At 47.1% G+C, this 23937-nt stretch carries 19 protein-coding genes; 3 read left to right on the forward strand and 16 right to left on the reverse strand.

What is annotated here, in order from left to right; translation table 11 throughout:
• The 8 genes from G7Y46_RS08350 to nrfD (G7Y46_RS08385) form a co-directional block, all read right to left on the reverse strand.
• A partial coding sequence (locus G7Y46_RS08350) for a leucine-rich repeat domain-containing protein (protein ID WP_165253914.1) occupies nucleotides 1-2566 on the reverse strand: 2566 nt, incomplete at its 3' end.
• A gap of 232 nt (nucleotides 2567-2798) precedes the next feature.
• Nucleotides 2799-3419, reverse strand: coding sequence for a molecular chaperone TorD family protein (locus G7Y46_RS08355; protein ID WP_165253915.1), 621 nt, complete (start codon nucleotides 3417-3419; stop codon nucleotides 2799-2801).
• Nucleotides 3420-3566: 147 nt separating this feature from the next.
• Nucleotides 3567-4790: an NrfD/PsrC family molybdoenzyme membrane anchor subunit gene (gene nrfD / locus G7Y46_RS08360; protein WP_165062486.1), complete on the reverse strand. Its 1224-nt coding sequence runs from the start codon at nucleotides 4788-4790 to the stop codon at nucleotides 3567-3569.
• Nucleotides 4791-4810: 20 nt separating this feature from the next.
• Nucleotides 4811-5428 carry a sulfate reduction electron transfer complex DsrMKJOP subunit DsrO gene (gene dsrO, locus G7Y46_RS08365; protein WP_165253916.1) on the reverse strand — a complete coding sequence of 206 codons (618 nt, stop codon included), beginning with the start codon at nucleotides 5426-5428 and terminating at the stop codon, nucleotides 4811-4813.
• 9 nt (nucleotides 5429-5437) lie between these two features.
• Complete coding sequence (locus tag G7Y46_RS08370) at nucleotides 5438-7858, reverse strand: molybdopterin-dependent oxidoreductase (RefSeq protein WP_165253917.1); 2421 nt, start codon at nucleotides 7856-7858, stop codon at nucleotides 5438-5440.
• Between the two features lie 355 nt (nucleotides 7859-8213).
• A complete protein-coding gene (locus G7Y46_RS08375) occupies nucleotides 8214-9188 on the reverse strand; it encodes a slipin family protein (protein ID WP_165253918.1) in 975 nt (324 codons plus the stop codon).
• Nucleotides 9189-9191: 3 nt separating this feature from the next.
• Nucleotides 9192-9662, reverse strand: a complete 471-nt coding sequence (locus tag G7Y46_RS08380; protein WP_165253919.1) for a GntR family transcriptional regulator — start codon at nucleotides 9660-9662, stop codon at nucleotides 9192-9194.
• 12 nt (nucleotides 9663-9674) lie between these two features.
• Complete coding sequence (gene nrfD, locus G7Y46_RS08385) at nucleotides 9675-10652, reverse strand: NrfD/PsrC family molybdoenzyme membrane anchor subunit (RefSeq protein WP_165253920.1); 978 nt, start codon at nucleotides 10650-10652, stop codon at nucleotides 9675-9677.
• A 1168-nt stretch (nucleotides 10653-11820) separates the two neighbouring features.
• Here nrfD (G7Y46_RS08385) and G7Y46_RS08390 point away from each other — a divergent pair.
• Both G7Y46_RS08390 and argH read left to right on the forward strand, forming a co-directional pair.
• Nucleotides 11821-13209: an argininosuccinate synthase gene (locus tag G7Y46_RS08390; protein WP_165253921.1), complete on the forward strand. Its 1389-nt coding sequence runs from the start codon at nucleotides 11821-11823 to the stop codon at nucleotides 13207-13209.
• Between the two features lie 103 nt (nucleotides 13210-13312).
• Nucleotides 13313-14701 (forward strand): argininosuccinate lyase, encoded by a 1389-nt coding sequence (gene argH, locus G7Y46_RS08395; protein ID WP_165253922.1) that lies wholly within the window; start codon nucleotides 13313-13315, stop codon nucleotides 14699-14701.
• 56 nt (nucleotides 14702-14757) lie between these two features.
• On the opposite strand, the gene G7Y46_RS08400 is transcribed toward argH, so the two are convergent.
• The 5 genes from G7Y46_RS08400 to G7Y46_RS08420 all read right to left on the reverse strand — a co-directional run bounded on the left by G7Y46_RS08400 (nucleotide 14758) and on the right by G7Y46_RS08420 (nucleotide 20191).
• Nucleotides 14758-15903 carry a serine/threonine protein kinase gene (locus tag G7Y46_RS08400; protein ID WP_165062478.1) on the reverse strand — a complete coding sequence of 382 codons (1146 nt, stop codon included), beginning with the start codon at nucleotides 15901-15903 and terminating at the stop codon, nucleotides 14758-14760.
• Nucleotides 15904-16057: 154 nt separating this feature from the next.
• Complete coding sequence (locus G7Y46_RS08405; RefSeq protein WP_165062477.1) at nucleotides 16058-16792, reverse strand: amino acid ABC transporter ATP-binding protein; 735 nt, start codon at nucleotides 16790-16792, stop codon at nucleotides 16058-16060.
• Nucleotides 16792-18282 (reverse strand): ABC transporter permease subunit, encoded by a 1491-nt coding sequence (locus G7Y46_RS08410; protein ID WP_241157109.1) that lies wholly within the window; start codon nucleotides 18280-18282, stop codon nucleotides 16792-16794. The genes G7Y46_RS08405 and G7Y46_RS08410 overlap by 1 nt, the downstream gene beginning before the upstream one ends.
• Nucleotides 18239-19069, reverse strand: coding sequence for an ABC transporter substrate-binding protein (locus G7Y46_RS08415; protein WP_165253923.1), 831 nt, complete (start codon nucleotides 19067-19069; stop codon nucleotides 18239-18241). The genes G7Y46_RS08410 and G7Y46_RS08415 overlap by 44 nt, the downstream gene beginning before the upstream one ends.
• A gap of 309 nt (nucleotides 19070-19378) precedes the next feature.
• Nucleotides 19379-20191, reverse strand: coding sequence for a (p)ppGpp synthetase (locus G7Y46_RS08420; RefSeq protein ID WP_165062475.1), 813 nt, complete (start codon nucleotides 20189-20191; stop codon nucleotides 19379-19381).
• Between the two features lie 233 nt (nucleotides 20192-20424).
• On the opposite strand from G7Y46_RS08420, the gene mihF reads away from it, so the two are divergent.
• Nucleotides 20425-20733: an integration host factor, actinobacterial type gene (gene mihF, locus G7Y46_RS08425; RefSeq protein ID WP_165062474.1), complete on the forward strand. Its 309-nt coding sequence runs from the start codon at nucleotides 20425-20427 to the stop codon at nucleotides 20731-20733.
• A gap of 88 nt (nucleotides 20734-20821) precedes the next feature.
• On the opposite strand, the gene G7Y46_RS08430 is transcribed toward mihF, so the two are convergent.
• Genes G7Y46_RS08430 through recR form a run of 3 tightly spaced genes read right to left on the reverse strand, consistent with a single transcriptional unit; the run spans nucleotide 20822 to nucleotide 23916 of the window.
• Nucleotides 20822-22024: a 4Fe-4S binding protein gene (locus G7Y46_RS08430; protein ID WP_165253924.1), complete on the reverse strand. Its 1203-nt coding sequence runs from the start codon at nucleotides 22022-22024 to the stop codon at nucleotides 20822-20824.
• Nucleotides 22025-22026: 2 nt separating this feature from the next.
• Nucleotides 22027-23301 (reverse strand): molybdopterin-guanine dinucleotide biosynthesis protein B, encoded by a 1275-nt coding sequence (gene mobB, locus G7Y46_RS08435; RefSeq protein ID WP_165062472.1) that lies wholly within the window; start codon nucleotides 23299-23301, stop codon nucleotides 22027-22029.
• An 18-nt stretch (nucleotides 23302-23319) separates the two neighbouring features.
• Complete coding sequence (gene recR, locus G7Y46_RS08440; protein WP_165253925.1) at nucleotides 23320-23916, reverse strand: recombination mediator RecR; 597 nt, start codon at nucleotides 23914-23916, stop codon at nucleotides 23320-23322.
• Nucleotides 23917-23937 lie beyond the last annotated feature (21 nt).

Genomic DNA, 23937 nt, shown 5'->3' on the forward strand with positions numbered 1-23937 from the left:
GTTCTAAAGCGGTACCAGCAGGAGTTAGTGACCAGTTCAAGAAGTCAGGTCTACCCTCCATGTTCCATAAATGGAAGTTGCAATAAGAACCGTTTACGTACTCCACACCTATGCAGCTAAAGTTTTTATTTTCTCGGTATTCAACATGCCATCTATATACACCGTCTGTCCATCTTGGAGTGTTGGGATATATGATCCAAGGTGCATCCTCTTGACGCCAGCCACCCTCTACACTTGAATCCGCCCACATAGGCATTAACTCCACATAAGAAGCTGAGTTAAAATATAGTGTAAACCCAGCATCCCTTGTCGATGCACCTGCACCAGCAGCCATAACTCGTACTGCACCTGTGCTGGCACCTAAATCCATCGTTAGAGAATCGCCGGCTGATGCGCCTACGCTGCGAACTGCGCGAAGCACGTTCATTGAATTGTCTTCGCCACTAGCCTGCACTTGGCTTACAGTTTCCGCATCGCCCAAATTCAGGCTTAGACTTACCTCAACTGTACTAGCGCCTTCCACTTTAGCTGTTAGGGCACCATTTTCATCTATGCTAACCGGACGCGCCTTATAAGAATAGCTAACTTCAATATCGCCCGGAGCTTCCAAATATCCACCATCAAACAGGTTTGCGGTTTCGCCTTCTGCTAGCTCAAATGGCTCATCTGCAATTTTCACACCATAGGGCATAAAGTGATTATTTGCTACAGGAGCACCTAAACTCCAAGCGTATTCGCCGCTTTCGTTATAGGGCACATAAATGTTTGCTCCGTTTATACCTACAAGCGCTGTGGGGTCAACACTCTCAACGCTACCCAATGCAATTATGTTTTTAAGGTTTGTATTGTTACTAAACGCCTTAGCACCAATTGCCTGCACAGACGCAGGAAGCGCAATGTATTCTGCCTGAGCGCAGCCGCTAAAAGCTTCATCGCTAATTTCTTTAAGCGCGCTGTTCAGATTGACAGAACGCATAGCAGCACAATTTGCAAAAGCAGCGTTGTCTATAGTTTCCACATTTGCCGGCACATATATAGAAGTAAGACCGGTGCCTTCAAAAGCGCGCTTGCCAATTGTGGTAAGAGTTTCAGGCAGCTGCACCTGAGTAAGTTCTGCCATGTTTGCAAATGCGCTGTCGGCTATTGCGGATACAGGATATGTTATGCCGCCAACTTCAGCTTGTGCGGGAATTTCTATGTAGCCTTTGGCGGTTTCGCCCGCATCACCGGCACTCCACTTAACAGATAGCGTGTAGTCGGACAAAAGCGTGTATGTAAGACCGCTTGCCTCGGCAGTTTCTCCCGGCTTTGCGGGTTGCGTGAAGCTTCTAAAGCCCGCTGCTTCCCAAGCAGTACGTGAATAGTCGCCCACTAAAGCCACGTTTGCGCTTGCAATAGCATCTTCGCTAAATGCAGCCGCGCTGTTTTCTTCACTATTTACAAGAACGCCTTCAACTTTAACAGGTTTATCTTCTGTAGAAATTGCTTCAACGCTGCTGTTAACAATTATTGTTTGAAGATTAGCATTGCCCGCAAAAGCACCTTCTGCAATTTGTGTGCACTCAGGCGCTATGTTTGCCGTTGTGCCAATGCCAGCCGGCACAGCCAGCAGGGTTTCAAAATCGTTTGTGTATAGAATGCCGTCCCGTGTGGTAAAAGATGTCGCAGCGCTTCCAATAGAAATGGCCGAAAGCTTAATACAACGGGTAAAAACATAAGCAGGGACGGTGGCCAAAGAATCGGGAAGCGCTGCGATTCCCTCCTTACCCTCGGGACAGGATAGGAGACTAGTTAAATCGGCATTGAATAACATGCCGTTATAACTTGCGAATTTGGTACTTTCGGCATCCACTTCTATCGCCGAAAGGTTAGGGAAATTTGTAAAGAATGCTGGGTCTATTTGCTCGATCGTTGCCGGAATATGAAGGGTAGACACCTCGGGCGATGCGGTTTCGCCAGCTGCAGCATTAGCCGGCGCAGCATTGCCAATAGCCGTAACGGTGTATAACTTGTTGGCACTTGCCACATGCGACGGAATAACCATGTCTGATTCTGGCATTTCGGCGCCCGTGGAAATTAGCGTAACGGTGTCAGCAGCATCAGTATTGATGCGATACTTCAAGCCGGCATATTCAATGTCGCCCACAATGGTCGATTCGCTGCCTATAGGAGCGGCTGCCACAATGTGTTCGCTGGAAGAATTCAGGTACTCAATTTTGCCAGATGCGTTTGCCGCAGCAGGCTCATCTGTTGCAGCTGCTGCGGCAACTGTGCCAGCCGAACTACCGTTTTTAGCGGGCGCGGGTGCGTCAGCTGCAATGCTGCGCGTTTCGTTGATGAATTGACCAGACGAAGAATCGGTAGTGTTTGCACCGTTATCGTTGGGTGCATTGTTTGCATCGTTTTCGACAGAATTGTCGTCGGCATTGCTTTCAGTAGCAGTAGCAGCCGATTCGCCGCTAGTATCTACGGCATAAGCGATTGACTCTGCAGACACAAAGCCTACAAGTAATGCTACAACTATCGAAATTAAAACAATTGTATGCATGAGCGAACGCGCGCTCACAGAGCAGTTCCCAAGCTTATTCATTTTTCTGTCCCTATAACACTTGCTTGCGTTTAACGAGTTTCCCGACTCGTTCGCGTTTTCCCGACGCGTAGCTTGCATTAAAGCGATTGGTCGCAAAATTTGCAAGCCCTTTCACATTTTCACCAAAAAGAAAAATGCCCGCATAAAGCGAACATTTGTACTTAGATACCGCTATAGCATTATCAAACAATGCGTCTATTTTTGTCAGCTATGCATTTTCCAACGAGCGCATAACGGCATCCGAAAGGTCTAGGATGCATGCATAATACCCATCTGGATACACTTCGCTAACCTTATCTCTAAGCGCGCCAATCCAAGCACGGGGATGCTCGTCTATGAAAAATTTCATATCTTCCAAACTTAGCTCTCCCCCATTCACACGGCGGCACATCTCAGATAGAGCCAGAAGCTCTATTCCTATATGGTCTGCATATTGGTTGTTTGAATTGCTTACTTCAAGCCCCATATCGCGCAGAATGTTCTGCATTTTAATTGTAGGCTCTCCAAATCCAACGGATATATCCTTGCCTTGATACATCGTTTCCCAAGGAAAAGCGGAAGGGGAAGGCGGTCCTATGAAAAGTTTTGTGTATTCAACGGCTGTGTTCTCTACCACATCTTCGCCTGCCTCTTTGCGTTTGCCTGCCTTCCTTGCAAACTCAAGGCACTTATCTATGCCCTTTTGCACCTCTTCATTATCGAAGTTTGGGAATGTCTCCCAAAAAGAAGACTCTAAACCTACACTTGGTGTTTGGGTTATAGGTTTTAGCAATGAATTGCCAAGAAAAGCCAGTACATCCGCATAGACTTCTAATCTGCTATCTTTCATATCAGACCCTTCTCTGCGCCAAAGAATGTTCTTATTATCTAACACTGTGCCCTCTTTAAGGCTAGAGCCGCTACATATAGCAGCGGCTCTGACAATCGTGGCGATCGCTAGGGAGGGACGATCGCCCACGGAAGGGATGGCAATAATTTAAGCTATAGCGCTAGCCTCGCTGCCAATCTGAGAATCTACACTATCGCTTGCTTGAGGTTCTTTACTTGATATCAACAGCTTTTGAGCTATCGCCCAGAATATGATGGCACCAACACTTATAGCCCCTATGGTAATGAATATCTCTGGAATGGTTGGAACGTATAAACCATACATATTCCATGTAGCAGCGCCACCTTCCTGAGCTGCAAACGTACCTAGAGCAACACCCGGAGCGCCTTCTAGGTTAGGAACAGCAAAAGCAGTTAACAGCAACCATATACGCTTACAGAGCACACCCAATATTACAAGAACGCTAGAAGTTACAACCAAAGCTGCACTCTTTCTGTTCTTCGCAAAAACAAGAATGCAGAACGGAATTACCAAGCCTCCTATAACCTCAAACCAGAAGAAGGGTGCCATAGAGCCTGATAGCATAATTGCTAGCGTATCAGCACCTCCCGCTCCGGGATATGCCATGGTAAGCACCTCGCAGCCGATGAAGAATGCATCCACCGCGATGCATGCGCAAAGAAGACCCGAAAGTGTTGCCATAAGGTCTTTGTCTGTCTTGAACTTGCCCGACTTGTTCAGCCCAGATAGAACGCAAAGCAAAAGCGCCAACCCAGAATCCATAGCGCTTGCTACAAAGATAGGAGCAAGTATTGCTGTATACCAGCCTTCCTTCGCAATCTGAAGCCCAAAAATCCAAGCGGTTATTGAGTGAACAAGGATAGCTATTGGAAGCGCGAAGCGGCTTATTATCTCAACTTTATGCTCGGCGCCTTCTTTTTTGGAGCTCATGAATACAAGGTAAAGTATGTTTATCACCAAGTATAAGATTATGACGCACATATCCCAAAGAAGAGGGCTTGTGAAGTTCGGGCTTATAAGCATCCACCATATGCGCTGTATGCCGCCAACATCTATAAGCACGAACATGCCTGCAACACAAATGCAAGCTGTAGATAGTATTACAGCTGGCATAGCTACTGCCTTGAAGCGCTTTATATGAAAGACGCTAGCAGAACTTGCCACTATAAGACCACCAGCAGAAAGACCAACAAACAGCATGAACATTATTATGTACAGACCCCAAGAGTTGGCATTTGACATGCCGGTAATCCCAAGACCTGTTAACAGCTGATATATCCAACACGCAATGCCTACAACTGCCAACACCACAAGAACTATGAAGGCAGGTTTTTTGAATAGAGTTGTCATTTTATTTCTCCTTACCTTCTCTAGTTGTAGTAGTGGACTTGAGGACGAGTGCCCTGCTCGGGAAGAAGCGTGTAGGCATTCTTTTCGCTTATCTTCTTGGAAATCTCAGAGTTCGGATCGTCTAAGTCTCCAAACACTCTGGCTTTTGTTGGACACGACTTTACACACATAGGCTCTTCGCCTTTGTCTGTGCGCTCCTGACACATAGTGCATTTTTCTGCTACACCTTTAGGGCGTACAGGCACATCCTTGCCTCCATAATTGAAATCCGGGTCGCGCACAGGCTCTTCCCAATTGAAAGAACGCGCGTTGTAGGGGCATGCAGCCATACACATGCGGCAACCTATGCACTTGTCGTAATCTATCTCTACCCTGCCCTTGTCATCTTTATAGGTAGCGCCTGTAGGACACACCTTCTGACATGCAGGATTCTCGCAATGTTGGCAAGCAACAGGAGTGTAGCTTCGATTAAGATTCGGATAGACACCAAAAGCGCCATCTACAATATCCGTACCATCAGTAAGCACCCTATTCCACAACATTCCCATAGGAACGTTGTTCTGCATCTTGCACGCATTAGCACAAGCCTGACAACCAATACAGCGGCGTTTATCTATAACCATTCCTAATTTTGTCATGATATTCACCTATGCCTTCTGTACTTCAACTAGAGTGTCATTGAAAGGTATTACCGGACCGTACATCTTATAGTCCGCCCCTCTCAAATTGCGCTTGTCGCTTGTAACCTCTTGCATATTTCCCGATTTCATATGCTTTGACCACCAGCCTTCATAGATCTTCACAGATCCGGGTCTGACGCTCTCGTCCAAAGCTGCCTCACAGCTGAATTCTCCGCGATTGTTGAACACTCTAACGTTGTCTCCGCTTTGGATGTTTCTTTCTTTTGCGTTTTCCGGGTTTATGTATACCGTCGGGTTGGCATACTGCCTGTTCCACTCGGCATCCGCGAAAGCACAATGTGTAAGATACTTAGTTCTAACTTGCGCAAACTGCAAAGGATATTCTTTGCGCATTGGATTCTCGTCGTATGCCTCTCCCGGGCGCTCATACGTGGGAAGCGCGTTATCGGAGCTTAGAAGGTCTTCATAGTAAAGTTCAAGTTTCTTGGAAGGAGTCTTGAATTCTTTATTGGTATAGAGATGCTCTTCTGTTGCTTTACGGGGAATAGGTATAACACATTTGTTAGCAAGGAGATCTTCTACGGTAACTGCAGCAACACGTTCGTCCTTCGCCGTAGCAAGCTGCTTTCTAACCAATTCTTCGGCAGTACTTGGAAGATCTGCCTCTGCACCAAAACGCTTACATAACTCTCTTTCAATCCAAAAATCCGTCTTGCTCTCAAATAGAGGATCTATAACTTTTCCTTTAAGAAGCACGCTATGATGGCTGCTATGCAGCATTCCAGCATCTTCGTCGCTTTCATATCGCGTACATGCTGGCAAAATAACATCAGCATAATCAGTGGACGGCGTGTGGTACATATCAATAGCCACAACAAAGTCTAATTTGTTGAGCCATTCTTTGGTCTTGTTCATGTTTGCTATTCTGTCGTGCAGGCAATTTCCGCCCGTTATAACAGCATGAATGCCATTGTCATCTCGAATATCAAAGATTCCTTTTGCGCTTTTACCTGCAGCATAAGTAGCAGGCAAAGGCCATGCCCCAAAATTAACCTTATCGCGCCTCCATGTCAGCACGTAAGAGCCAACTCCAGCCCCTGTATCCGCCCCAATGCTGCCGACTAGTGCTGCCAAAATAGCTTGCGCATGACCCGCAACGTCTGCATTTTCAAACTTGTCTCCACCACCAAGTCCAGTAGATAAAATCTGGGGAGACATTAACGCATAGTCATTTGTTATTTCTTCCAACTTAGCTTTTGGAATGCCTGTTTCTTTGGAAGCCCAATCAAGGGAGTAATCTTTTTGCTTGTTCTTCAGCAGCAAAAATACTGTCGAGTATTTATTGCCATCCTTTTCAAACTTTCCTTCCAAAACTGGATTTGCAGCAAGATTATGCCTAACTGGTGCTCCTACAGCCGCGTCCCAAACCATATAATCGGCTGGATCTATCTTTTTCCCGTCCTTGTCTTCTGAAGGCTCTTCGCCATTTCTAAGCAGCGCTCCGTCTTCGCCAACAAGGAAAGGCATGCTTGTATATTTCGTAAGATAATCACGGTCAAACAATTCGTCATCTATTATTTTAGAAATCATGCCCAAATAAAGAGCGGCATCTGTTCCGGGTTTAATTGGAACCCACTCCGTCGATTTAGATGCAGTAAGTGAAAAATGGGGATCAACCGTCACTATCTTTGTACCAGCTTCAATGGCATCAAAAAAATTAGAACTATAGGTCAGCGTAGTTTCAAGAAGATTGCTGCCAACGTTCAAAACATATTTTGACCTCTTCCAATCCTTGTACATATTGGTGCTTTGCGCATAGTTCATTTCGCCAAAAGCTTTATCAAAACCATTAGCAAATCCTATGTCTATTCCCTCGTTCATGGCACCATCGGAAACGCCTTTAGCGCCAAGAACTTTTTGCAAGAAAAGATATTCAGTGGTTCTTACTTCTCCGGCCATAATAGTAAGTACCGAGTCTTTGCCGTTTTTGGACTGTATGTCTTTTATCGTGTCAGCAACACGATCTAAAGCCTCATCCCATGAGACGGATTTGAATTCGCCGCTTCCGCGCTCTCCGGTTCTGATCATAGGAGTTTGGATGCGCTCTTTACTATATACATGCTGTACTTCACCGATGCCTTTAGCGCAAATACTAGCCTCGGCATTAGAGAAAGCATCGTTTGGCTCTATCAAAACAAGACGACCATCTCGCACTGTGCATTTGTGCGAACATAGACACTGGCAATGCCTATTGTGGAATGTATATCCAATCTTTTCACTAGATCCCTCGGCATGCGCTTTTGCTGGGGCAAGCCACTCGCTTGTTGTAGCCATACCACCTGCCATAACGCCTAACGCACCAACAGTAGCTGCGCCCTTCACGAAGCCACGACGAGTTATGCCTGTGAGCGATTTCCCTCCTGACATTTCTCCTCCTTAAAAATGCGCCAATATTCTCAAGCTTCCCCTTGAAGTCTTGCAGGAAAACTTCTGGGAATTGCTTAAGTACCTTTTAGCAACCACAAAGCTGCTATCGCTTTTAATGAATAGAGAATCCAGATTCCGTTGTGGCTACTATAGCACGATTGTCCTATGACAATCAAGGATAATCATAGGACAATTTTGGATAATCTCTTTAGCTAAGATTCTTGTTTGCAAAGTCGCTGCCTTGTTTGCAAAGTCGCCATCTTGTTTGCAAAGTCGCCATCTTGTTTGCACTCAACGGTTCAGGTCAAACTTACAAACTCAGACTTACAAACTCAAACTTACAAGCGCTTTGGTTCTACATTTTCCCTTTAAGGCTGTCTGGCAACACATCAGAGAATCCCTCGCTGAACGAAGACGGCACCACCACAGTACCCTTTCCTTCTCGAAGAGATTCATTAAGTAGATGCATGGCACGAAGATGCATTGCAGCATCGTTATTCTCGTAAAGACTTTCCATATCATTCAGCATTTCAAATATATCCTGCTCAGCTTCTATCAATATGATACGGGCTTTCTTGCGCTGTTCAGCCTGAGCTTCAAGCGACATCACTTCTTGAAGATCTCTGGGCAACAAAATGTCGCGCACCTCTACAGAGAGTATGGTCACTCCCCACGGCGACACCTTCTCTTCAAGAACCTTTTTCAGTTCCCGGTCTAGCTGATCGCGCCTGATGGCAACTTCGGCTGCGCTTGCCCGTCCAATAGCATCGCGCAATGCCGTCTGCGCAGAAAGCTCTACCGCGGCGGTAAAATCTCCTACCTCTATACAGGCAGCCTCGGCGTCCCACACATGCCAAAAGAGCACAGCGTTCACATCAAGCGATACTAGGTCGGCTGTAAGAGTTTCTTCTGCACCAAACGTGGTTACGCGCATACGGGTATCTACTCGCATGGTATTGCTCTCTATTATCGGCCACGTCCAAAACAAACCGGGACCAGCTACGCGGTTCAATTTCCCCAGTCGCAATACCACCACGCGCTCCCACTGTTGCGCAATATGACAGGAAGACACAACCAAAGCCGCCGCAATAACGCCTACAGCAATAGCTACAAGAGTCACCCTTCCCTGCAACACAAAACCGCCGATTAGGCACAATGCGAACACCAGCAAGAAAATAGCAACCGCGAACACAATAACGCCTGCGTTCGATGCCTTTTCTCCGATGACCTCTGTAACCGTATCCGGCTTAACACGAAAGCGCTTGCCCCTAGCATCAATCTCGGTAGCAACCAAATCAGACTTTTCGCGCACTTTTCTTGATGTCCCCATGTTTTATGCCCCTCGCGTCTTGCGTTTATTCTTCTCTTCCCTGAAATCCATGATGCGCCCACCTAGAACCGAACCTTCTCCGCCATGTTCAGCATTGAAACGAATGCGTTTTATATAGCGAGTAAAAGTCTTTTCTATGTCGGCGTAGTCCATTCCTAATTCACGGCAGGCAGCTATCGCGTCATCTATAATTCCCTTCACTTGATCTAGCTCGTCATCGCCAAGCTTCGATGCAATATCCGTTACGAATACGCCGCGTCCGCGCGTAGATTCAAGATAGCCATCTGACACTAAGCTCAAATACGCCTTATTGACCGTGTTGTAATTTATCGAAATATCGGACGCTAAACCACGAACCGTAGGCAGCTTTTCTCCCGGCTTCAATTCGCCCGAATTTATAAGATATGCGATCCTTTGCCTTAACTGTACCCATAAAGGAATATCGCTGGATTCATCTATTTGAAACGAAATCATAAAGTTGCCCTCCTACGACACAAGATATCCGATGGGCTGCATTGCCGCCTGAACTACCAAGAAACGAAGCAGAGCCCCACCAAAAAGAACACACGCAGCCGTACTCAATATAAAAAGCGCACTTGAACTAGATTTTCCCATACGCATCAGGTTCGACCTTTTTCTGGATATGGCAATATCTTGAACGAACGGCACAGCAAGCCCTATAAAAGCAAAACCAACCCAGAACGTTACAGCCAAAGGTCCCACAAGAAGACTTTCTAGGGAATCAAACGCCGCTTGACCTGTACTATCCGCAGGTCCTGCCAAGCCACCTGCCGCGCTCCATACGCTAAACAAGCAGAAGAACCCAACTGCAGCTTCTATCAATATAATAGCGGCATCAACTTTAGATAGACGCACTAAGGTGGAATAGAAGGCTGTCAGAGATCCGGATATCAGCGAAGAACACAAAGCCAGAGCAATTCCGCAAGATAATGCCGAAAGAACAAACAGCAACACCAGCCAGAATGTATTCCAAACCGGAATAGCGCGTATATCTGACAGCATTAATCCTGTATAAACCATTACCACGATGCTGGAGACACCAGCGATTATGCTTAGCACAGTTAAGCATTTCCTAGATATACGCATATGACCAGCCCATAAGACGACACACAAAAGAGCCGATATAGAGCACACAATGATGAACCACGTCCCAACAGCCATATAAGTAGGAGTGGGATAAAACAACAGTAACAAGAGTTTATCTGGACGACCAAGATCGGCCATCAGGCAAATAGCCCCCAAGAACAAAGCCCCAAGAGCGGCTATATATAACGCAGAGAAAAAACGTCTCCAAGTTTGCGCCGATGCTGAATGAATGCCATAAACAAGAAAGCGATCAATCTCGGTAGGTTCTGCCAAAAGCGCCAAAATAGAAGCGATCAAACAGCATCCGGCACCGGTGCCACCGAGAAAAAGATATGCAACTACAAGATCGCTAAACATCGGTTTCATCCCCTATATGCACATCTAAATGCCCATAGATTATCATAAGACAATTCTATAAGAAACATGAAAGAGAGTCGTATGCCAAGGCATACCCTTTGGCACAAAGCAGCGTTTGCTACGCATTGTTGCAACAGGCGCATCGCGGGCAAGCAAACGGAAAGCGGATTGACAGAAATACGTAACAAATGCGTAGCGAGAGAAATAAATTGGCAAAAATGGTCAAAACTTCCGACTTTCCACTGTGAAAAGCACAAAATAGCCCCTATAGATGCATCACCAAATGCTGTTTGCCCAGTGTTCTCCATAATTCAAGCTGCCTTCATGGCAATCCGACCGTGGAAAGTCGAAAGTTTTGACCACTTTTCCGTAAAAAACTTTCTGAAAGCTTGTAATTGGGCGTTATGCAATTAGTTCTTTGGGCTGTAAGTGCTTAATCGCCCTTCAAACAAAGCGCAACTTTTTGCAGTTACTCTAGGAAGAACGGTCGCTGCTCTTGTAAAGGTCGATCGCGGCTTGCTTTTCATCTCGGGTGTGGTGGTGATACATAACCATAGAGTGGTCAAGATAAATTGGACACCAAGTTAAGGGTGAAAGGGGAGAGGGTAAGATAAATTAGACACCAAGTTAAGAGTGAAAGGTGTTCGATATGACTCAAAGAAGGAAGTGATACGACAAGCGGTTCAAGATTATGTCCACGCTCCCATTTAGGTGCAGTTAAGTCGAGAGGTTACAGAAGTTACATTTGGCACAAAGCGCTGCCGCAATTGCAAAAAATATGAATTTTAGGGTTGACGAATTACATATTAGTTGCATAATACCTTCAATCGTAAATGAGGGAGAAATTGTACTGATGAAATTGTTGGCACATACTTTTAATTCAAATAGCAACAATGCTATTGTGCCATCACACTTCGCAAACTCCCTTTTCTCCACGACTAGCAACCGTTGCCGACGAATCATCCGTCTGCGACGACGCTGCGCGTAACAGCAAGCGATCGTTAGCTGCCTCTAGCAGGCTTCAAGGCACCCCTGCCTTGGAAAGAGTCGTGGTTTCTTTCATTTCAAAGGCTAAAAAGCGCTTTTGCGCAGCAGCCTACTACATTAAGAATAGAACTATGCCTTTCCGAAACGGGAAACCAAGAACAACAACAAGAAAGGCATATTCATGAGCACTCAAAGTATCCAAAACACCACAGACGGCGCAGGCATCTCTGCAAATTCTTTCCTGCACGACACATTACAGCTTTCCGCCTCTCCTGCATCTGGCGAAAAAGAACGTGTCGTACTGGCTTATTCCGGCGGATTGGACACTTCCGTATGTATTAAATGGCTGCAAGAAGAATACAACTTAGACGTTATAGCCGTAGTGGGCGACTTGGGTCAGGAACACGACGGCTTGGAAAAAATCAAAGCCAAAGCGCTTGCAACTGGCGCTATAGGATGTCAGGTAATAGACATGCGCGAAGCGTTTGCAAATGAATATCTTAGCTGCGCTATGGCGGCAAACGCCTTGTATGAAAACAAATATCCACTTGTAAGTGCGCTGTCGCGTCCTCTTATTGCAAAACACTTAGTATCAATTGCTCATAAATACGGTGCGAAATATATTGCGCACGGCTGCACAGGCAAAGGCAACGACCAAGTTCGCTTCGAATCGTCGGTACTTATGTTAGACCCGGCAATACAAATTCTCTCGCCAGTGCGCGACTGGGATTTAGGCTGCCGCGCCGACGAAATTGTTTGGGCTGCCGAACACGGCGTGCCCGTTGAAGCCACAGCAGACGCGCCTTATTCCATAGACGACAACTTATGGGGTCGCGCAATTGAATGCGGCGTGCTGGAAGACCCTTGGTGCGAACCCCCAGCCGACATATGGACCATGACAACAGAACCCGCTGACGCACCCGATTGCGCAACATATGTTGACATAGATTTCGAATGCGGAATTCCATGCGCGCTAAACGGCAAAACTATGAGTTTCCTAGAAATAATTTACGCAATGAACGAAATAGCTGGCAGCAACGGTTTTGGTCGTATCGATATGGTGGAAAACAGGCTGGTTGGCGTGAAAAGCCGCGAATGCTATGAAGCGCCCGGCGCACTTGCCCTTATAACTGCACATAAAGCGCTTGAAGACTTGTGCCTAGAGCGGGAAGTTTTGCATCACAAGTTGCCAATAGAGCAATCGTGGGCAGAATGCGTATACAACGGACTGTGGTTTTCGCCGCTTAAAGAGGCGTTCGATGCTTTCTTAGAGCACACCCAACAATGCGTTACAGGTACAGTAAAACTGAAATTCTATAAAGGAAGTTGCACGGTAGTGGGGCGCAAAAGCACTTTCTCGTTGTACGATTACGGACTGGCAACCTACGATGCCGACGATGAATTTGACCAGCAAGCAGCCAAAGGATTTATCGACCTTCACAGCCTTCCATGTAAAGTTTGGGCAGAAAACCGCCTAGCAAACGACGCGCGTATGCCATCTTTCGCCGAGGTTGACGCTTCAAATGCAGCGTGCCACGCAAACGCAAGCACGAACGCAAACGCAAATTAGCAACCTATTTAAGCCCGTTAGTTTATGCCAATTGGTCAAAACTAATTAAGCGGGCTTAAAATTTTATTTATTAGCTCGCAAATTCGTTATAGAAGAGGAAAATATGGCACTTTGGTCGGGAAGATTTCAAGACAGCGCAAATGCATCCACGCAGCATTTTGGCGCATCGCTGCCTGTGGATAAACAACTTTACGCACAAGATATTGCAGGCTCAAAAGCGCATGCAGCCATGCTTGCCGCCCAAGGAATTATCTCTAGCGAAGATGCCCTTGCCATATCCGCAGGTTTAGACAGCATTAAGACAGACATAGAAGCGGGAAATTTCGCGTTCGACATAAACAACGAAGACATACATATGTCTATAGAAAGCGAGCTGATTCGCCGCATTGGAGACGCAGGGGCGCGGCTGCATACCGGGCGCTCGCGCAACGACCAAGTAGCAACCGATACGCGCCTTTATGTTAAAGAACGCGCTACTGCCTTAATGGCTGCCAATATTGAATTGCGAAGTGCACTTATCAGCCAAGCCGAAACAAACTTCAATGTAATTCTTCCCGGATATACACATCTGCAGCACGCCCAACCAATACTGTTTTCGCATCATATGCTTGCCTATGCATGGATGCTAACACGCGACTTCAAACGCCTAGAAGCAGCACGCACGTCAGCCGACGCTAATCCGCTTGGCGCAGCGGCGCTGGCAGGCACCACATACCCGCTTGATCGCTTCGCAACCACCGCCAAGCTCAACCTTGCGCGCCCTATACCCAATTCGCTAGATGCCGTGTCTGATCGCGATTTTCTGCTCGACTTGATATATGCGTGCAGCGTATCGTGCCTGCATCTGTCTAGGCTTTGCGAAGAGCTAGTTTTGTGGTCTAGTACAGAGTTTGGGTTCATTACGTTGTCGGATGCTTATTCCACAGGCTCGTCAATAATGCCACAGAAAAAGAACCCCGACTTCGCCGAACTAATTCGAGGAAAATCTGGGCGCGTGGTGGGCGATCTTGTGGCCCTTATGATGACCTTAAAATCGCTGCCTCTAGCCTACAACAAAGACTTACAGGAAGACAAAGAAGGCGCTATTGATGCGGCAAACACGCTAGAAGATTGCTACATGTGCGCAACAGGTATGATTTCCACCATGCAAGTAAACGCAGGCGCAATGTTTGCACAAGCCAAAAAAGGCTACCTAGCTGCCACTGATGTGGCTGATTATCTAGCGAAAAAAGGTATGCCATTTAGGCATGCTCACGAAGCAGTAGGTCATTTGGTTTTACTGTGCGAACAGCGCAAATGCGATTTGGAAGATTTAAGTTTGGAAGACTTCAAAGCCGAAAGCGAACTTTTCGAAGCTGACATTGTTGATGCCTTAAATTTGGAAGCTATCGTAGCAGCTAGAAACACATATGGCGGAACAGCCCACGAAGCGGTGCGCGCGCAGCTGCAAGAAATACAAGCCGCAATCCAGCAAGACAAAAGCCTGCTATAAAAAAGGGGCAGCCGCATCGCTGCCCCAGAGTTTCCCAGTTTGAAGAGATTGAAGATTTAGCTCCACATCTCCGGACGCACCAGCGTGGGGTCTGCAACTCGGTTCGGGAAGTAGTCTTCGCAGCCACCTTCACGATAAACGTCGGCAGTACAGCAATGCAAACCGCCACCGAACGGATAAGCATCACGCAGATCACAGGGGATAACGTTCATGCCCAATTTATCCATCTGCTCCATCTGGTAAACCTCAGAAGCCTCTACAACTACAGTCTTAGGATCAAGTACCAAGCAGTTCATAGACAGCCATACAGAGCTGTAGCACAGTTCAGGCGGCTCAGTATGAGCAGGTTTTGCAGCCTCTACTATTTGCCAGTCGTTAGCCTCAAAAATAGCGCGCTGCTCTGCAGGCAACGGGCGCACAGGGTTGTTAATTATCAGACCCGGACGCAGCGGCACAAACGTTGCGTCGATATGAATAGGATACGGATCGCCCGGGAAGTTTACAGCGTGAATACGCAGCTCTGGATGATAACGCTGCATCCAATCCATAGCGGCGCGGTTGGTGGTTAAACCATGCTGTACAAAAATATCTTTGCCCATACGCATCCAGTCGGCGGCATCCCACATAGGCTCAACTTCGGTAGTAACGAAGTCTTTGTTGGCGGTGCGCACTAGACGCTCTTCTAGCGTAATAGACTCGTCGTAGTAGTTATGCTTGTAAGACTTATCGGTTAAGCGCGGACGCGGTGCTTGAGTCCACTTGAAATCGGGGTCTTCCTCGAAATATTTCTCCATCAGCGGCCAGTAAGCCAAGTATTCGAAGTAACGACAACGGAACGATTGCGCTGCTGCCATAATTTCGTTACCAATAGTAAGAAGAACATCGCGCGGAGGCATGCAGCCCATCATAGAATCGTTCGTGAAATCGGGCGTAGCAATTTTCTGGTTCCACTGTAGCGGGGTCGGGCGATCTACCTTAATCCCACGATCCTCAAGAATCTTCACCAAGCGATCGAGAGCCTCGTTGCCTTTCTCAACTGTGCGCAGCGGACGCAAACCCCACATACCGCGCATATCAGAATCTACTGGCACCTTCTCAGATGTAGCAGGCTCTTCTGGCGGGATCATACCGTTATCGCAGCGGCCAACTATAACATGCTTCAGCGGATCCCAATCGTTCCATGAATTCACGATTTTCGGCATGAATGATTCCTTTCTCAATCGTGTACAAATACCAGCGAAGATTATGCCACTTTTTGCGCTTCAAGACAGTTAAAACACGCATAAATAAATGTGGACGAAGCTAATAAAACTTCGTCCAGCTTATTTCGGCAATTGTAATAGCTAATTGAAATTGCTAAGCAATATGCCCCAAGAAATTTTTGGTCCGCTGATGCTGCGGATGGTCAAACACTTGCTCGGGCGTTCCCTCTTCCACAATTAAACCGCCATCCATAAATATGACGCGGTCAGCCACGTCACGCGCAAAACCCATTTCGTGTGTAACCACAATCATAGTCATGCCTTCAGCAGCAAGATTGCGCATAACGCTTAAAACGTCGCGCACCAACTCTGGGTCAAGCGCACTGGTAGCCTCATCAAACAGCATAACGTGCGGATTCATGGCAAGAGCACGCGCAATCGCCACACGCTGCTGCTGTCCACCCGATAACTCGGCAGGCTTATAATCTACTCTCTCCCCAAGCCCAACCTCGGTCAGGCGCTCAATTGCAATTTTCTCGGCTTCTTCGGCAGAACGCTTCAACACTTTACGCTGCGCCAACATAACGTTCTTTTTTGCCGTAAGATTCGGAAACAAGTTAAAGCTCTGAAACACCATGCCAAGACGAGAGCGCACTTCATTCAAATTCGTATGCTTGTCGCACACATCTATGTCTTCAAACCAGATATGCCCCGATGTAGGCGTTTCTAGCCTGTTAATACAGCGCAGCATAGTAGATTTGCCCGACCCTGAAGGCCCAAGTATAACCACCACTTCGCCACGCTCTACTGTTAGGTTTATGTCGCGCAGCACTACATTATCGCCAAAACGCTTCTCTAAATTTTGAATGCGAATGACAGGTTCAGACATTATTCCTCACCTCTCATCTTTGCCCCTAGTGAACCGGGTGCCACAACCTGCGTTCCATGCGCAAACCCCTCGCTCATGCGCATATTAACAGCCACGTCAGCCTCGTTTCCCTCGGCGGGCACAGACCCTACTGTGCCAGATATAGCCGCAGGGGTTTTCTCCGCTAAGTTATTCTTCGCGCGTTGCTTTGGTCGCCCACTTACCAGACGCTCTTCCATGATATTAATGGCTTTAGTCAGCGGTATTGTAACCACCAAATAGAAGAACGCAGCCACAATGTAAGGCGTAACATTGCCGGTTGCCGCCGTTATGGTCTTGGAGTACATCATTATTTCCATAACGCCTACTGCAGCCAGCAGCGACGTGTCCTTATACATTAGGATAAATTCGCTTGTCATAGTGGGAATAACCCGCCTAAATGTCTGCGGAATTATGACGAAAATCATGGTTTGCGCACCGTTCATGCCAAGACTGCGCGCGGCTTCAAATTGACCTTTGCTGATTGACTGAATGCCCGCACGGAATATCTCAGCCAAATAAGCGCTAGAGTTCATTATTAAAACTATTACGCCCAGAACAAAATTATCCATTTGAATGCCGAGAAGTGGCAAACCGAAAAACGCAATATAAATCTGCAGGAACAGAGGCGTTCCGCGAATTATGTTGATATAAGTTGATCCAATTGCGCGCAATACTGGGTTTTTTGCCATGCGCAAGAAACTCCAGCAAAGCCCCAAAGGTATAGCAAGCGGAAAACTAATAGCCACAAGCGCCAACGCCAGCAACCATCCCCAAAAAACAGCCGGGATAGTGGTAACTATGATGGTTGGATCGAAGAACAAATGCAGGAATTTATTGGAATTCCATGCCTGCACCCAACCCTGCTCGCCTAGCCAAGAAGCAAGCTGCTCTGGCGGCGTAGTGCCCGTAACGGTAATTGATTTTCCGCCATCGGGAATTGCTTGCGTTGTGCCATCAGATGTAGTGTAGCTACCCGACACTGTGAAAGTGCCACCATCTGCGGGAAACTGCGCGTTGTTCAGTTCCAACATAACCATAGTGCCCGCAGGTGTAGGCTCGTCAAAATCTACAGTTATGCCACTGTCAGATTCGCTTACTGCGTTGGACACACTCAATCGCTTAAGACCGTCGAGCACAGTAACCGTAGTGCCATCAGCCGGCAGCACCGAACCCTCGGGTAACTCTAAAGTCACGCTAGCGATAGATTCATTTTCGTCTGCCTGACCCTGCCATGTTATGCGCGTATCGGTGGCACCCATTATGCCATCAGCACCATCTTGATTGCTCTTAGCTGTAAAGCGCTCGGTGGTAAGCGCTTCGGCTTGAAAAGGCATCGCGCTTATGCAAAGCAGCGCAAATATTAACGCACCAACACAAAATACAAAGGGCAGACCGAAGCCTGCCCTAAACGATATGTTATTTTGCCTACTCAGCGGAAGCCCCAAACCACTTGTTGTAAATTTCATCATAAACACCATTGGTCTTCAGCTCAGCCAAAGCCTCATTCAGCTTATCGGTAAGCGCCGGATTTTCTTTGCTAACCACTATAGCGTATTGCTCGCCAGTAGGAATTTCCTCAATTATCTGCATATCGGTGTAGGAATTCTTCACGTAATACTGCACAACTGGAAGGTCGGACACTATAGCATCAGCTTGGCTGCCTTGCAGCGCTGCAAAAACAGCGGTCATTTCGTCGTAAGGCACAACATTTGCACCCGGAATATTTTCAACAGCCCAGTCGTAACCTGTTGTACCAGATTGAGTTGCTATGGTTTTGCCAGCCAAGTCGTCAACGCTGGTGTAGCCAGAGTTTGGCATAACGACAACACCTTGGTTTGAATCGATAAGAACATCGGTGAAATCAATTTCCTTCTTACGATCTTCGGTAACAGTGAAGCCAGAAACTCCAATGTCTGCCTTGCCGCCCGCACTAATCAGCGGAATAATCGTATCGAATTTGGTGGAGGGCAGATATTCAGCCTGAAGACCCATCTGCTCGGCAAGTGCTTTCACCAAGTCTACTTCAAAACCAACTGCCTCTTCGCCTTCCAAATTTTCGAACGGCGGGAAGTCAAGCGAAGCAGCCACAGTAAGCTTGCCGTCGTTCACAAGTGCTACCTCGGTGCTTCCAGCATTAGAAGCATCGCTAGCACTAGAGCTAGAACTGCCTGCCGGTTGAGAGCTGCAACCCGGCAGCGCCACAGCAGCAACAAGCGCAAAAGCTGCAGCTGCTATGCCTATCTTTTTAATCTTCATATATCTCACCTTCAAATCTTCTCTCGTAGAACCCCAGTAATCAAACTGAAGAAGCGATAATCATACCTGCATATCGCTATTCTTTCGCCGACATATTCCAATTTTGGAGCCGATGGTAAATGCCTGCGTTGGTTTAGGAAATTTAACATCGGCTAAAACATATACTTTTGGGCAATTGTACAAAAAATGCTGTTTCCTTTTGTACGATTGCACAAAACCACAAAGAATTTCCCAGTTAAAAAGGTACAAATACCTGTGTAAACGCTTTGTAAAATTGTACAAAAATATATCCGCAAACAATGCGAGCGGCTACCTCAATTGTTCGGATAAATCTATTTGACGCGCCGCATTTACTTCATGCTTGTCAGCTGGTGCATTTTGCTCCAATGCTCGTGCTAGCACCTGCATTCTGTCCTCTGCTTCTTTAATTATGTTTGAACACTGCTTTAGCTCTTCGCCTACATTCAAACCCGAGGTTTCGCGAACAGCCTTATATTTCAAATCGTGCTCTAAACTAGCCCAAAAGTCCATAGCAATGGTGCGAATCTGAATTTCTACCGGCACATGCTGCCGTCCGCTTAGGAAATACACCGGTATCTTAACAATCATATGCAAGCTGCGATAACCGTTTGGCTTAGGGTTGGTAATGTAGTCTTTTACTGTTACAACTTCTAGGTCGTCCTGATGTTCAAGATAGTGCAGTATGTCATAAACATCTTGCACATAACTTACAATAACGCGCAGCCCAGCAATGTCCATTATGTAGCGCTCCATAGAATCGAGCGTTTGGGATTTGCCGTAGCGCCCCAACTTTTCAAAAATACTGGGCACGCTTTTCATGCGCGATTCAATATGGTGAATAGGATTACGACTTTGTCGCAATTTCAAATCTTGGTCTAGCGTTTCAAGACGCGTTTCCATCTGTCGCATTGCCGCATGATACTTCAGCAGTATGTCTTGCGCGGCAAATTCCAATACCGTAAGAGAATCAATATCGCTAGATGTAAGCGGTCTTGAATGCGTCAACGTGCGCTTTACAGCCGCCGTGGCTACCTGAGGATGCTGATTATAGGCTGCAGTAGCTCCAACAAGTATGTCATTTAGCGCATTGTTATTCGACATTCGTCCTCCATTGTTTCGCTAAGCCTCCAATAGCCGGCATATTTCGTAAGAATTGTATATATATCCTACCTTAAACTGAAAATATGCGTGCAAAGCAGGCAAACTTCTATTAATATCGGTGGAGCTTGTTTTTTAGACGCACATTTAACCCTTAAATACACTAAGCGTCATAATAGTTTATCCGATGCGATATGCTGCCAAGCAACATATCGCCGAAGAGATTGTGAGTAAAAATGCCAGCACCCAATATGACACCCGAACAGCGCGCTGCTGCCCTAGAGAAAGCTCGTATCGTTCGTGCAAAACGTTCTGAAGTAACCACCAAGCTTTCTTTGGGCACCATGAGCGCTGCGGATGCCTTGAAGCAGGTGGATGATCCTATTATTGGACGCATGAAAGTAAAATCTTTCATCAACGCACTACCGGGCTACGGTAAAGTTAAGACTGAGAAACTAATGGAAGAACTTGGCATTCCTGAAAGCCGTCGCCTGCAGGGCCTAGGCACCAAACAAATGGAGAACCTAAAAGCTGCTCTAAAGTAGTAAAGGTTATATACAGAAGCAAAAAGGGCGCTTGTGCGCCCTTTTTGATATACAAAGCAAACCTATAAATTGAAATGAACAAAACGATTTATGGGAATTTTTTATTGAATAGAGGTAACCTATCTTTTGGACGAGGTATTTCTATTAAGCGCGGTTCGAAATCTAGCACTTCGCGCATGCTAACATTCGGCGTTACTTCTATACAATCGCGCAAACATACATCGACGCACATTGAACATTGTGTACAATCGGCGGCTTGAAATTCCAAATATCGCATATCGGGATTATCGGGTTTATCAAATTCGCCATATTTAAGCGCCTCTGTAGGACAAAACAATACACACAAACCGCATCCCGAACATTTTTCTGAATCTATAGTTACGCTGCCAAAATGCCGAGTATTCAGCGCGGCATCTTCATGCCAAGCCACCTTACCTTCAGTTAAATTGGCAATTTTTTCCGAGTTGCCAACTTTCAGCAGGCAATCTATTAAGTGCATATTTTCATCAGCTGGAAACGTAGGCATTTTACCGCTCTTGCCCGCGCCTAAGCGATCTTTCAAAGTCCGCGGCTTTGATTTAGCCGATCCTAGTTTATCTTCAAGCGTCTTTTGAGCCACGTTGTTTGCCACAGTTCGCAAATAGCGACCCGTCTGCGCCATAAGACCGCGCCTGTCTGCCCCGCGTATATCGCGCTTGAAAGTGTTAGCAAATTCTGGAGGAAATTCCTGCAAGCGCGTTACTATTATCGGCGCTTCCAAAGTCTCAAATAACTTCAGCGCATTATCAAGCGTGCATTCTATAGCTGCATCAGCAGCGCCATATTTGCAAGTAGCGCAATTGCCATCCACAAGCGCAATATCGCGCGCCCCAGCCGCTGCAATGTCAGCCAGCAGACCTTCGGTTATATGCGCTAAACATGGTACTTGTGCAAATAATTCAGGATCGGCATCGTGGCGCGCAGCCTTCCGCGCACAAGCTATGCATGTAACACCTTTAGCCCGAACAGCAGCTTGCAGCGCAGCCTCAACCACCTCAGAGCGCGCTGGCTCTGTAGCCGATATGCAGCTAGTAGGACACACGCCTAAACACGCACCGCAATTTACGCAAGCCCCGCCGTCTACGCTTATCTCGTTGTTTTCTATCGTTATAGCCGAGGCAAAACAAATATCTCTGCATTGGCGGCATCGCGCATTGCGATTGCGCACAGCCACACAATGATCTTGGTCAATAACTAAAGGAGCTATTGTAAATAGCTCGGCATACTCCATAACGTCCGATAGCGCAGGCATGCCTATTCCCCTAAGTAGCTATCTTCAATACGGGCTAATTCATCTGGAGTATTGGCATTTATGAAACAACCGCCGCGCGGCTCAACTTCCAACACGCGCTGCTGGCTGAATTCGTAAACATTAACAGCATCGTCATCAAAAAACGCTTGCGCGCGTTTCTCGCCGCGATTGATGGCGCGCAATATAGCCGGCACACACACATCGCGTCTATACATTGCATGGAACGGTTCGAAGCCATGCTGGTTTACCGGCACTACTACATCTGCTCCGGTTTTCGCCATCTCTATAGATTCTGCCACCACAAGACACGGGCTTGCAAAAATCATGTCGCACGCCACTACCGCCACAAATGGATTGTTTGCATTCGAAAGCGCCGTATACAAACCCGGCAGCGCACCGCGAAAATCGTATTCATCGCGCACTAGCCGCGGGCGAATCGGTAAATCCATATCGCCTATAAACGCCAAATTGTCAGGCTCGTTCGTAGTTATTATCAGTTCATCGGCAATAGGAGTCAGTCGCCTTAACAGCCGGCAGATTAGAGGTTTGCCCGCAAACGGCACTGTAGCCTTACTGCGCCCCATACGTCTACTTTCGCCACCCGCCTGCACAACCACAGTTACTTTCGGGCGCACAAAATGCTCTTGCAAAAATGTTGCAATGCCGCTTATGTCGCTTAGATCGAACGCCGGTATGCCATATACCGCCGCCGCTTCAAGCGCGCGGGGAATGTCGGTTATTACTGCAACTGTACTTTCCGTAGGCGTCTTGTCTGCTAAATCGGCTGCATGTACGTCATCTGCATCGCGTCGGTCCAACGCATCCGACTTCGCCAACTGTGTAAAATCGGTACCAAGCGGAAGCCCAAGCGCCGCAGCTTGAGCAAATGCCTCCGCTACTGCCGAATCGGCCGCGTTGCCGGCACGCATTAACTCTATTGTAGGAAGACCGCTTTTTCTGTAACCCTCTACAATAATTATGTCGTGCCCCGGCATGCTGCGCACTATTTCAGCGCATTCAACTTCATGATGCAAAGTTTTCACACGCGCCAATTTTTCAGGCGAAGCAATTACGGTTTCAGTTGCACCGGCTTCGCGATGCCGCCAAGAGTCTTTTCCGGGATAATCAATCTCGAATTTGCTATGCGAGTGATGTTTGACCGACCCCACATCGCAACCACGCGCGGTAAGTTCAGCTATCATTTTCTCGATTAGCGTGGTTTTTCCAGAATTATGTCGCCCTACAATAGCAATTGCCGGACTTGGAATATTAACCATGCGCGCCTCCTAAGCGCATCACAGAATCTGCCTACCTTCTATTGCGCGACCAAGTGTTACTTCGTCGGCAAATTCTAAATCGCCACCAACAGGAAGACCACTTGCTGGGCGCGTTACTTTAATGTCAAGCGGCTTTATTAGGCGAGCTAGATACGATGCGGTAGTCTCTCCTTCAATATTAGGATTTGTAGCCAGCACAACTTCCGATACATCTTCGCTACCTAAACGCGCCATCAGTTCAGCTATACGCAAGTCTTCCGGTCCGACACCATCCATCGGAGACAAAGCGCCGCCCAAAACATGATATATGCCATCGAAGGCACCTGTGCGCTCAATAGGCGGGATATCGCGCGGCTCGCTTACCACACAAATGATGCTGCGATTGCGCTTATCGCTTGCGCAGATTTCGCATAATTCGGCTTGTGCGTAATTAAAACAGCGACTACAAAAGTGCACCGTATCTTTCACATCTCGGATAGCATCCGCCAATCTAAGCGCCTGCCCTTTGTCGGAGTTCAGGATGAAATATGCCATACGCTGGGCAGATTTAGGTCCTACGCCCGGCAAGCGCTCTAATTCATCAAGCAACTTCTGTATAGCAGGCGCGCTTTGCATTTGTGTCTCTCAATTGTTTGT

It is taken from the genome of Adlercreutzia sp. ZJ304, from assembly GCF_011039075.1.
In the GTDB taxonomy this organism is placed as follows: domain Bacteria; phylum Actinomycetota; class Coriobacteriia; order Coriobacteriales; family Eggerthellaceae; genus Adlercreutzia_A.

Bases quoted from the DNA above. Each gene is read 5' to 3' on its own strand.
- G7Y46_RS08355 (WP_165253915.1), bottom strand. From the start codon at position 3,419: ATGAAAGATAGCAGATTAGAAGTCTATGCGGATGTACTGGCTTTTCTT.
- nrfD (WP_165062486.1), bottom strand. From the start codon at position 4,790: ATGACAACTCTATTCAAAAAACCTGCCTTCATAGTTCTTGTGGTGTTG.
- dsrO (WP_165253916.1), bottom strand. From the start codon at position 5,428: ATGACAAAATTAGGAATGGTTATAGATAAACGCCGCTGTATTGGTTGT.
- G7Y46_RS08370 (WP_165253917.1), bottom strand. From the start codon at position 7,858: ATGTCAGGAGGGAAATCGCTCACAGGCATAACTCGTCGTGGCTTCGTG.
- G7Y46_RS08375 (WP_165253918.1), bottom strand. From the start codon at position 9,188: ATGGGGACATCAAGAAAAGTGCGCGAAAAGTCTGATTTGGTTGCTACC.
- G7Y46_RS08380 (WP_165253919.1), bottom strand. From the start codon at position 9,662: ATGATTTCGTTTCAAATAGATGAATCCAGCGATATTCCTTTATGGGTA.
- nrfD (WP_165253920.1), bottom strand. From the start codon at position 10,652: ATGTTTAGCGATCTTGTAGTTGCATATCTTTTTCTCGGTGGCACCGGT.
- G7Y46_RS08390 (WP_165253921.1), top strand. From the start codon at position 11,821: ATGAGCACTCAAAGTATCCAAAACACCACAGACGGCGCAGGCATCTCT.
- argH (WP_165253922.1), top strand. From the start codon at position 13,313: ATGGCACTTTGGTCGGGAAGATTTCAAGACAGCGCAAATGCATCCACG.
- G7Y46_RS08400 (WP_165062478.1), bottom strand. From the start codon at position 15,903: ATGCCGAAAATCGTGAATTCATGGAACGATTGGGATCCGCTGAAGCAT.
- G7Y46_RS08405 (WP_165062477.1), bottom strand. From the start codon at position 16,792: ATGTCTGAACCTGTCATTCGCATTCAAAATTTAGAGAAGCGTTTTGGC.
- G7Y46_RS08410 (WP_241157109.1), bottom strand. From the start codon at position 18,282: ATGATGAAATTTACAACAAGTGGTTTGGGGCTTCCGCTGAGTAGGCAA.
- G7Y46_RS08415 (WP_165253923.1), bottom strand. From the start codon at position 19,069: ATGAAGATTAAAAAGATAGGCATAGCAGCTGCAGCTTTTGCGCTTGTT.
- G7Y46_RS08420 (WP_165062475.1), bottom strand. From the start codon at position 20,191: ATGTCGAATAACAATGCGCTAAATGACATACTTGTTGGAGCTACTGCA.
- mihF (WP_165062474.1), top strand. From the start codon at position 20,425: ATGCCAGCACCCAATATGACACCCGAACAGCGCGCTGCTGCCCTAGAG.
- G7Y46_RS08430 (WP_165253924.1), bottom strand. From the start codon at position 22,024: ATGCCTGCGCTATCGGACGTTATGGAGTATGCCGAGCTATTTACAATA.
- mobB (WP_165062472.1), bottom strand. From the start codon at position 23,301: ATGGTTAATATTCCAAGTCCGGCAATTGCTATTGTAGGGCGACATAAT.
- recR (WP_165253925.1), bottom strand. From the start codon at position 23,916: ATGCAAAGCGCGCCTGCTATACAGAAGTTGCTTGATGAATTAGAGCGC.